The following is a 10,419-nucleotide window of genomic DNA, read 5'->3' as shown; positions in this document are numbered from 1 at the left end:
GGCACAATCACAACCTATGAGTGAATCCAAAACATTGCTACTGGTCGACGGCTCCAGCTACCTATACCGCGCCTTCCATGCTATGCCTGACCTTCGAGCTGTGCCAGGCGACCCAACCAGCGCCGCCACAGGCGCCATTCGCGGCATGATCAACATGATGCAGGCCCTGCGCAAAGAAGTGCCCACCCAGTTGGCCGCTTGCGTGTTTGACGCCAAAGGCCCCACCTTCCGCGACGAGATGTACCCCGCGTACAAAGCCAACCGCTCACCCATGCCTGATGATTTGCGCTCGCAAATCGAGCCCATCCACGCCATGGTACGCATGCTCGGCTGGACGGTGTTGGATGTGCCGGGTGTCGAAGCCGATGATGTGATCGCCACCTTGGCCGTCACTGCGGCCAAGCAAGGCATTACCGTGGTGGTGTCCAGCGGCGACAAAGACTTGAGCCAGTTGGTGAACGAACACATCACCATCATGGACACCATGAACGGCAAGAAGCGCGACGTGGCCGGTGTGACCGCAGAGTTTGGCGTGCCGCCTTCGCTGATGATCGATTACCAAACTTTGGTGGGCGACACGGTAGACAACGTGCCCGGCGTGGCCAAGGTCGGCCCTAAGACTGCAGCCAAGTGGCTGATGGAATACGGCTCGCTCGACAACTTGATGCAAAACGCCAGCGCCATCAAAGGCGTGGCGGGCGAGAACTTGCGTCAATCCGTTGAATGGCTGCCTAAAGGTCGCCAGCTGGTGACCATGAAAACCGATTGCGATTTGTCCGCCTTTGTGCCCAACTTACCCGTACTCGATGCGTTGCACTTGGCCGAGCCCGACAAGCCCTCACTCCAAACCTTTTACGAAACCTATGGCTTCAAAGGTTTGGCCCGCGCCATCAGCGAAGGCAAGGATTCAAGCAGTGCGGCAGGCGACAAAGAAGCTAGACCCAAGTTTGAACCCAACCCCAGCCTGTTTGACGAACCCGAGGCTGTGGTGTCTGTCGTGACCGACAAGCATTACGACTGCGTGTTGGACTGGGCCATGTTCGACACCTGGCTGGCCAAGCTGCAAGCCGCCGAGCTGGTGGCGTTTGACACCGAGACCACATCGCTTGACGCCATGCGCGCCGAGATTGTGGGCTTGAGCTTTTCGGTCAAGCCTGGCGAGGCTTGCTACATCCCGCTGACCCACAGCTATGGCGATGCGCCCACGCAGCTGCCCATCACCGAAGTGCTCGCCAAGCTCAAGCCTTGGTTTGAAAACCCGGCTATCCACAAGCTCGGCCAACACATCAAATACGACCGCCATGTCATGGCCAACCACGGCATTGAGGTGAAGGGCTACGCGCACGACACCATGCTGCAAAGCTATGTGTTGGAAGTGCACAAGCCTCATGGCCTAGCTAGCTTGGCCGAGCGCCATGTGGGCCGCAAAGGGCTGAACTACGAAGACCTGTGTGGCAAAGGTGCGCACCAAATTTCGTTCTCGCAAGTGGACGTGGCGCGTGCCACCGAATACTCGTGTGAAGACTCAGACATGACGCTAGACGTGCACCAAGTGCTGTGGCCGCGTTTGCAAGCCGATGACAAACTGCGCTTCACTTACGACCTAGAAATTCAAAGCAGCGAAGCGCTGTATCGCATCGAGCGCAACGGCGTGTTGATTGACGCACCCACACTCGCCGCACAAAGCCATGCGCTGGGTCAACGCATCGTGCAGCTAGAAACCGAAGCGTATGACATTGCAGGTCAGCCGTTTAACTTGGCCAGCCCTAAGCAACTGGGCGAAATCTTCTTTGACAAACTGGGTTTGCCCGTCATCAAAAAAACCGCTACGGGCGCACGCAGCACCGACGAAGAAGTGCTGGATAAATTGGCCGAAGACTACCCACTGCCTGCCAAAATTTTGGAGCACCGTAGCCTTAGCAAACTCAAAGGCACCTACACCGACAAGCTAGCTCTTATGGCCCACCCACGCACAGGCCGCGTGCACACCCACTATGCCCAAGCCGTGGCCGTGACGGGCCGCTTGTCTAGCAACGACCCCAACTTGCAGAACATCCCTATTCGCACAGCAGAGGGGCGCAAAGTTCGCGAAGCATTTGTGGCCTCTGCGGGCTGCGTGATAGCCAGTGCCGACTACAGCCAGATCGAGCTGCGCATCATGGCGCACATCAGTGGGGACGAGGCCTTGGTCAAAGCTTTCCATGATGGCTTAGACGTGCACCGCGCCACCGCAGCTGAAGTTTTTGGCGTGGGCGTGGATGCAGTCAGCACCGAGCAGCGCCGCTATGCCAAGGTCATTAACTTTGGTCTCATTTACGGTATGAGCGCGTTTGGTTTGGCTAAAGCGCTGAGCATTGACAACAGCGCGGCTAAGAACTACATCACCCGTTACTTCGAACGCTTTGCTGGCGTCAAGCGCTACATGGACGACACACGCGAACAAGCCAAAGCGCAAGGCTATGTACAAACCGTGTTTGGCCGCCGCTTGTACTTGCCCGAAATCAACAGCCCCAACGGCCCACGCCGTGCAGGTGCAGAGCGCGCCGCGATTAACGCACCCATGCAAGGCACAGCCGCCGACCTTATCAAGCTAAGCATGGTGGCCGTGCAACACGCCATTGACGAGCAACAACACCAAACCAAAGTCATCATGCAAGTGCATGACGAACTGGTATTTGAAGTCCCCGAGTCAGAGGTGGACTGGGTGCGCACCGAAGTGCCACACCTGATGGCTGAGGTAGCTAAGCTGAAAGTGCCGTTGTTGGCTGAAGTTGGCGTTGGGCCTAACTGGGATAAGGCGCATTGATAATCCACCCATGACCTTGATTTCAATTTTTGTCGGCACCTTAGTTGCCGGCGTGGGCAGTGTGTGGCTGGCGGCCTTGTTGGCTTATGCGTTGCTGTCGCGTTTTACCCAACATTTACTCAGCCTTGCAGCAGGTGCTTTGCTTGCTACAGCATTTATGCGTTTGTTGCCCGAGGCGTTTGAGCTTTCTGTCGAGACGGGGGTTTCAGCCCATGCTTTGTTTGCCGTGTTGTTGGTGGGCTTGGTGTTTTTCTTTTTACTGGACAAGGCCGAGCTTTGGCATCACGGGCATGAACATGGGCAGGGCCATGCCCATTCGCATGGCCACGCAGACCACCACCATCACGACCACAACCACCACAGTGGTGGCTGGGCGGTGTTGTTGGGCGACAGCGTGCACGCCTTTGGTGATGGCATTTTGATTGCTGCGGCCTTTGTGGCTGATCCACGTTTAGGCGTGGCTGCAGCCTTGGCGGTAATGGCTCACGAAGTGCCGCACCATGTAGGCGATCTGGTGGTGTTGCGACAGTCGCTCAACAATTCGCGTGCGGCGTTGTTTAGGCTCAGCCTCGCAGGTGGCGTGACAGCTATTGGAGGCGTGGTGGGCTATTTACTCGTAGGTGCCTTGCACGAGTACCTGCCCTTCTTTTTGGTGGTGGCCGCCAGCAGCTTTATCTATGTGGCGCTGGCCGACTTGATTCCACAATTGCAAAAGCGTTTAAGCCCACGAGAAACTGCCGCCCAAGTCGCCTGGTTGTTTGCAGGCATCGCCCTCGTTGTTGCTTTGGGCGAGTGGGCTCAGCACTAGGTTCCGGATTTTTCGCAGGGTAGTCCAGGCGTGTTGCACCACTCGCTCCAACTGCCTGCATACAGGCCAGTGCGGCCTAAGCCCGCCACTTCCATGGCCAGAATATTGGGCACCGCACTCACGCCACTGCCGCAGTGGTGCACCACGGTTTCGGGTTTGGCGTTACCTAGCAAGATGGCAAATTCAGCACGCAGTTCATCTGCGCTTTTGAAGAAGCCTTGTGCGTTGAGGTTGCTGTTGAACGGGCGGTTAAGTGCGCCAGGAATGTGGCCCGCCACGGGGTCGAATGGCTCGGCCTCGCCACGGTAGCGCGTTGCGCTGCGTGCGTCGACGAGGGTTTGTGCGTCGCTATTTAGCCGCGTAGACACGGTGGCGGTGTCCACTAATTTCAGCAGTGGTTCATGGAGCTCAAAGTTGCCTGATTCGTGCACGGTTTCGTTAGGCGCATTGTCTTGGTTTGAAACGACAGTACCCCCCGCAGCCACCCATGCCTGCAGACCACCATCAAGCACGGCCACAGCATCATGGCCGCACCACTTAAGCATCCACCACAAGCGGCCACAGTAGTTCATGCCGTTCCGGTCATACACCACCACTTGGGTGTCCTGGTTCATGCCCACGCTTTGCAGCCATGAGGCAAACACCTCGCGCTGGGGCAGTGGGTGGCGGCCACTGTTCACGCGCTTGTCAGCGTCGTGCGTGGCGAGGTGCTGGTCTAAGTCGGCGTGTTGTGCGCCCGCGATGTGTTGTTCGACATACTGCACATGTCCCTTAGACGGGTTCATCAAATCGAAGGTGCAGTCAAACACCGCCAAGGGTGTGCCGTTGGCTTGCAAGGCTTGAAGTTGTGCAACAGAAATGAGTGTGGTGAACATGGGGTTTTCCTTTCAGTGTTCTTCTGCAGGCGCGTTGGGGGCTGCACGAGCGCGCAGCAAGGTGGCGGTCATGCCGCTGACCACGATGAGTGCCATGCCAGCCCAACCGATGAGGGGAATGTCGTCTCCAAACAGCAGCAAACTGTACAGTGCGGCAAACACTATGCCCGAGTATTGCAAGTTGGCCACCACCAGAGTGGCGCCTTGGCTATAGGCGCGTGTCATGCACAACTGACCCAGTGAGGCAAACACGCCCACAGGCAACAGCCACACGGCATGCTGCCAGTTCCATTCAGAGACACCAGCAACGGCCATGCCAATCAGCCCCGCCACCGACGTGCCAATGGCAAAGTAAAACACGGTGCGTGCCGCAGGCTCGCCCAAGCGGCCCAGCGCCATGACCTGCATGTAGGCAAAGGCAGCGCCAAATCCCGACATCAAACCGATGAGGCCAGCAAAAATTTGGTTTTGTTCCACGGTAGGGCGCAGCATCATCACCACCCCTGCAAACCCGGCAATCACGCTCATCGCCAGTGGACCTTGTGACCAAGCGCTGCGACCGTCTTGCGGATTCCAGTTGACCAGCGATCCGCCCACGATGAAGGCCGCAATCCACACGCTGCTCATGTAGTTGAGTGTCATCGCGGTGGCCAGTGGCAAATGGGCAATGGCATAAAACCATGCGCTGAGGGACGACACGCCAATGAACGAGCGCCACAGGTGCATACCTGGGTACTTTGTGCGCAGAGAAACTTTTTGTTGCTTGGCAATGATGGCTAAAAACACCAAGCCCACCACGCCTCGGTAGAACACCAACTCAGCTGAATTGAAATGTTCCGAACCAAACTTGACGCAAACCCCCATGGTGGCAAAGAAGGCGGCACCCAGCAGCATCCACAGAGCTTGCATTGAGTCGGCTTAGCGTTGCGTGAAGTTGAGCTTGCCGCGATACCACTCGTGGAAATGCTGCATGCCGTCTTCCATGGGGCTTTGGTAGGGGCCGACTTCGTTGTCGCCGCGGTCCATCAAGGCTTTACGACCGGCGTCCATGCGCTCTGCAATTTCGTCGTCCTCGATGCAGGTTTCCATATAGGCGGCTTGCTGAGCCTCGACAAATTCGCGCTCGAAGGCCACGATTTCTTCGGGGTAATAAAACTCCACCATGTTCAGCGTTTGGGTGGGGCTGATGGGATGCAGGGTGGAGACCGTCAGCACATGCGGGTACCACTCCACCATGATGTGTGGGTAGTAGGTGAGCCAAATGGCACCGCGTTCGGGCAACTCGCCATTGCGGTATTTCAACAGCATGTCGTGCCAGATTTGGTAGGTGGGCGAGCCGGGTTTGCCAAAGCCTTGCGACACCCCCACCGTTTGCACCGAGTAGTTGTCTTTAAATTCCCAGCTCAGGTCATCGCAGGTCACAAACTGACCAAGACCTGGGTGGAAGGGGCCTACGTGGTAGTCCTCTAGGTAGACCTCGATGAAGGTTTTCCAGTTGTAGTTGCACGTGTGCAGCTCAATGCGATCAAGGGCAAAGCCTGTGAAATCCAGTGCCGCGCGGGGACCCATATTGGCCAAGTCGGCATCGATGTCTACGCCGTTGTCTTCAAACAGCAAGCCGTTCCACTCACGCAGTTTGTAGTTGTTCAGGTTGAGACACGGGTCTTGCGAAAAGTGGGGCGCACCCAGAAGTTTGCCTGAGGGGGCGTAAGTCCAGCGGTGCAATGGGCACACGATGTTGCCGCCTGCAGAGCCTGGGGCTTGGGTGTCAAGTGAACCACGGCCCTTGAGCATCACCGCCTGGCGGTGGCGGCAGACATTGGAGACTAATTCGACGCCTTGGGCTGATCGCACAAGCGCGCGCCCTTCGCTTTCATGCGGCAAAGCGTAGTAATCGCCCACATTGGGCACGGCAAGCTGATGGCCCACATAACGGGGCCCTTGCTGAAAGATGGTCTCCAGTTCGCGCTGAAAAAGCGCTTCATCGAAATAACTGGTAACTGGTAGTTGGCTGTGCGCCTGCTGCAGTTGAAGACTTAAATCAGACATGGGTGACCTGACCTAAAGACCCCCCACAGGGAGAGATGTGAAAAATATATTGACCAGATGATCAATCAGGGAGATGTATTGTACCCAAGGGCTGTGAGGTGGGCCGTATGCGGCCTAAAATGGCACGCTATTTGATAGACCTCAATCACGGATATTTACGCACCATGCCCAAGGCTAAAACCACCCCAAGCGACGCAGACACAGTACCGATCTGTTACGAGGCCGCTGTGAAAGAGCTGGAAGGATTGGTGCAACAGATGGAGTCGGGACAGTTGCCCTTGGCCGATTTGTTATCGGGCTACCAACGTGGCGCAACGCTTTTGAGCCACTGCCGCGCTCAGTTGGACGCCGTGGAGCAGCAGATCAAGGTGCTCGACAACGGCGCTTTGAAGACTTGGACACCCACGTGAGCATCTCCATGCCCCACGCCATGACGCCCGCAGAACTTGACCAATGGAGCAACCACGGCTTGGCTACCGTTGAGGCTGCCTTGTCGAGTTGGATCAGCCCGCAAGCCCCTGCTGGGTTAGGTGAAGCCATGCGTTACGCCGTGCTGGATGGCGGCAAACGCTTGCGCCCTTTGTTGGCGTTGGCAGCGCGTGAGGCAGTGGCTCACGGCACGAAAGACGCTGCGTTAGACGAAGCTGCTTTGCGAGCCGCATGCGCGGTGGAGTTGATTCACGCTTATTCGCTGGTGCACGACGACATGCCTTGCATGGACAACGATGTGTTGCGCCGTGGCAAGCCAACCGTGCATGTGCAGTTTGGCGAAGCACAGGCCTTGTTGGCAGGCGATGCCTTACAGGCCTTGGCCTTTGAATTTCTCACGCCTGATGCCTCGGCTATTTCTGATGGTGTGCAGGCGCGCTTATGTCGTTTGCTGGCGAGCGCCGCAGGACATGCGGGCATGGCCGGTGGTCAAGCCATTGATTTGGCCAGCGTGGGCACGGCGTTGAGTGAAGACCAGCTGCGCCACATGCACCGACTGAAAACAGGGGCGTTGCTAGAGGGCAGCGTCATGATGGGCGCTGCGTGTGGAGACGCCACGCCTCAGGCCTTGAGTGGGTTGAGACGTTATGGCGAAGCATTGGGCTTGGCATTTCAGGTGGTCGACGATATTTTGGATGTCACCGCCGATTCAGCCACGCTTGGTAAAACCGCAGGCAAAGACGCTGCCAATGACAAACCCACCTACGTGTCGTTGTTGGGTTTGGAAGAGGCCAAGTCTTACGCGCAGTCTTTGCTCAACGAGGCGCTCGAAGCGCTGCGCAGCACTGGCTTGACGCACACCCACACGCTGGCCGCTTTGGCCGAGCGCGTGGTGAACCGGAACACGTGAACACACATGCCTAAATTGTTGCAAACCATCCAATCACCCGCTGATCTGCGAACTCTACCGCGCCAACAGTTGCCAGCGCTGGCTGATGAATTGCGATCCTTCGTGCTCAACAGCGTGGCCAAAACTGGTGGCCACCTGAGCTCCAACCTCGGCACGGTGGAACTGACCGTGGCTCTGCACTATGTGTTCAACACGCCGCACGACCGTATCGTGTGGGACGTAGGTCACCAAACGTATCCTCACAAAATTTTGACGGGCCGCCGTGACCAAATGGGCACGCTGCGTCAACGCCATGGCCTGAGTGGTTTCCCGCGCCGTGACGAAAGCGAATACGACGCCTTTGGCACCGCACACTCATCCACCAGCATTTCGGCCGCTTTGGGCATGGCCATTGCCGCCCAGCAAAAAGGCGAACAGCGCCACGCCATTGCCGTGATCGGCGATGGCGCGATGACGGCAGGCATGGCCTTTGAAGCCTTGAACAACGGCGGGGTGTCTACCTCTAAGCTGCTCGTCATCTTGAACGACAACGACATGTCCATCAGCCCGCCCGTGGGCGCACTCAATCGTTACTTGGCGCAGTTGATGAGTGGTAAGTTTTACGCGACCGCCAAAGAGGTGGGCAAGCAAGTGCTCAAAGGCGCACCGCCCTTGTTCGAGTTAGCCAAGCGCTTTGAAGAGCACGCCAAAGGCATGGTGGTGCCGGCCACTTTGTTTGAAAAATTTGGTTTCAACTACATCGGCCCCATTGATGGACATGACCTCGATTCACTCATCCCCACGCTTGAAAACATCAAGCACCTAGAAGGTCCGCAGTTCTTACATGTGGTGACCAAAAAAGGCCAAGGCTACCAATTGGCCGAGGCCGACCCCGTGGCTTACCACGGCCCTGGCAAGTTTGACCCTGCCGTGGGCTTGGTGCCTTCTGCCACCGTGGCCAAAACCACGTTCACCCAAGTGTTTGGTCAATGGCTTTGCGACATGGCTGAGCAAGACCCATTGCTGGTGGGCATCACGCCTGCCATGCGCGAAGGCTCTGGCATGGTGACGTTTCACAAACGTTTCCCTGAGCGCTATCACGACGTGGGCATTGCCGAGCAACACGCTGTCACGTTTGCCGCTGGCTTGGCTTGTGAGGGACTGAAACCTGTGGTGGCGATTTACTCCACCTTCTTACAGCGTGCGTATGACCAAGTGATCCACGATGTGGCGCTGCAAAAGTTACCCATGGTGCTGGCGCTGGACCGCGCTGGCCTTGTGGGGGCCGATGGCGCTACCCATGCGGGCTTGTATGACATCCCGTTCATGCGATGCATTCCCAACGTCAGCATGGCTTGCCCTGCGGACGAAAACGAATGCCGCCAGTTGCTAACTACCGCTTACCAACAAGACCATTGCGTGGCGGTGCGTTACCCCCGCGGCGCAGGTGTGGGCGTGCCTGTGCAGCCTGGCCTGCTAGCCTTGCCTTTTGGTAAAGGCGAGGTGCGACGCGAAGGCAAGCGCATTGCCATCCTCGCCTTTGGTACGCTGCTGTATCCCGCACTCAAAGCGGGTGAGGCCCTCAACGCCACCGTGGTGAATATGCGATGGGCCAAGCCACTCGACACCGAGCTGCTGGCCAAAATTGCGTCCACGCACGATGCCTTGGTCACGGTGGAAGAAGGTGCCATCTTTGGCGGCGCAGGCTCTGCGGTATTGGAAGCATTGCAAGATTTGCAGCAAGTCAAACCCGTGTTGGTGTTGGGCATGGGTGATGTATTTACCGAGCACGGCGACCATGCGCAGTTGCTGGCCGAGTTGGGGTTGGATGCGACTGGCATTCAAGCGTCCATCAGCAAGCGTTTTGCAACGCTTTTGAATTAACTTTTTATTGAAGTAATTTCAGCCCCCTAAAAGAATTTTGAAATACAAGTTCTTCGGGGGTAAACCCGTGCGTCTAGAGGCATTTACACCTGCATACAATGCCCCATCTCTGAAGGTTCGTGCCGTCAATAGTGCGCACTTTCAGGATTTGTTTTAACAACTCAAGGGAGTCTCAAATGGACCGTCGTTCCGTCATTAAAAACGCAGGTATTGCAGGTATTTTGGCTGCTGGTGCAGCCCCCGCAGTGCATGCACAACAGCAGGCCAACGTTCGTTGGCGCTTGGCTTCGAGCTTTCCTAAAGCGCTCGACACCATCCACGGTGCATCTGACACGTTTGCCAAGGCTGTCAAAGCCATGTCGGGAGGCAAGTTTGAAATCTCTGTGCATGCACCTGGCGAAATCATGCCTGCTTTTGGCGTGGTAGACGGTGTGCAGCAAGGCTCCATCGAAATGGCCCACACAGCCCCTTACTACTTCTTCGGTAAGGACGAGACCTTTGCTTTGGGTTGTGCCATTCCTTTCGGTTTGAACAGTCGCCAAATGACCGCTTGGATGTACGAAGGCAACGGCATGAAGCTGATGCGCGAGTTCTACGCCAAGTACAACATGGTGAACTTCCCAGGCGGCAACACAGGTGCGCAAATGGGTGGTTGGTTCCGCAAAGAAATTAAATCGGT

At 56.9% G+C, this 10,419-nt stretch carries 9 protein-coding genes; 6 read left to right on the top strand and 3 right to left on the bottom strand.

The features are described from left to right. Positions 1-16: 16 nt before the first annotated feature. Together polA and ABWP81_RS03450 are read left to right on the top strand one after the other, a co-directional pair. Entirely contained in the window at positions 17-2,806 is a 2,790-nt protein-coding gene (gene polA, locus ABWP81_RS03455; protein WP_353139456.1) for a DNA polymerase I, read from the top strand. 10 nt (positions 2,807-2,816) lie between these two features. Beyond that, a complete protein-coding gene (locus ABWP81_RS03450) occupies positions 2,817-3,614 on the top strand; it encodes a ZIP family metal transporter (RefSeq protein WP_353139453.1) in 798 nt (265 codons plus the stop codon). Here the strand turns inward: ABWP81_RS03450 and ABWP81_RS03445 are convergent. The 3 genes from ABWP81_RS03445 to ABWP81_RS03435 are packed head-to-tail and all read right to left on the bottom strand — an operon-like array spanning position 3,611 to position 6,538. Next, positions 3,611-4,489 carry a sulfurtransferase gene (locus ABWP81_RS03445; RefSeq protein ID WP_353139450.1) on the bottom strand — a complete coding sequence of 293 codons (879 nt, stop codon included), beginning with the start codon at positions 4,487-4,489 and terminating at the stop codon, positions 3,611-3,613. The two genes, ABWP81_RS03450 and ABWP81_RS03445, sit on opposite strands and share 4 nt — an antisense overlap. Positions 4,490-4,501: 12 nt before the next feature. Continuing rightward, positions 4,502-5,398 carry a DMT family transporter gene (locus ABWP81_RS03440; RefSeq protein WP_353139447.1) on the bottom strand — a complete coding sequence of 299 codons (897 nt, stop codon included), beginning with the start codon at positions 5,396-5,398 and terminating at the stop codon, positions 4,502-4,504. A gap of 9 nt (positions 5,399-5,407) precedes the next feature. Continuing rightward, positions 5,408-6,538, bottom strand: a complete 1,131-nt coding sequence (locus tag ABWP81_RS03435) for an aromatic ring-hydroxylating oxygenase subunit alpha (RefSeq protein ID WP_353139444.1) — start codon at positions 6,536-6,538, stop codon at positions 5,408-5,410. A 164-nt stretch (positions 6,539-6,702) separates the two neighbouring features. On the opposite strand from ABWP81_RS03435, the gene xseB reads away from it, so the two are divergent. From xseB to ABWP81_RS03415, 4 genes are all read left to right on the top strand, one after another. Then, positions 6,703-6,948: an exodeoxyribonuclease VII small subunit gene (xseB, locus tag ABWP81_RS03430; protein ID WP_353139541.1), complete on the top strand. Its 246-nt coding sequence runs from the start codon at positions 6,703-6,705 to the stop codon at positions 6,946-6,948. Between the two features lie 8 nt (positions 6,949-6,956). Further along, entirely contained in the window at positions 6,957-7,877 is a 921-nt protein-coding gene (locus ABWP81_RS03425) for a polyprenyl synthetase family protein (RefSeq protein WP_353139538.1), read from the top strand. A 6-nt stretch (positions 7,878-7,883) separates the two neighbouring features. After that, the gene (gene dxs / locus ABWP81_RS03420; protein ID WP_353139441.1) at positions 7,884-9,740 is read left to right on the top strand and encodes a 1-deoxy-D-xylulose-5-phosphate synthase; all 1,857 of its coding nucleotides are present in this window, start codon (positions 7,884-7,886) and stop codon (positions 9,738-9,740) included. 176 nt (positions 9,741-9,916) lie between these two features. Continuing rightward, positions 9,917-10,419, top strand: a 503-nt coding sequence (locus ABWP81_RS03415; protein WP_502905507.1) for a TRAP transporter substrate-binding protein, incomplete at its 3' end; no start/stop codon positions are given.

This window comes from Limnohabitans sp., from assembly GCF_040401135.1.
Lineage (GTDB): Bacteria > Pseudomonadota > Gammaproteobacteria > Burkholderiales > Burkholderiaceae_C > Limnohabitans.
The sequence above is the reverse complement of the archived record's forward strand: the minus strand, read 5'-3'. Positions and strand labels throughout refer to the sequence as shown.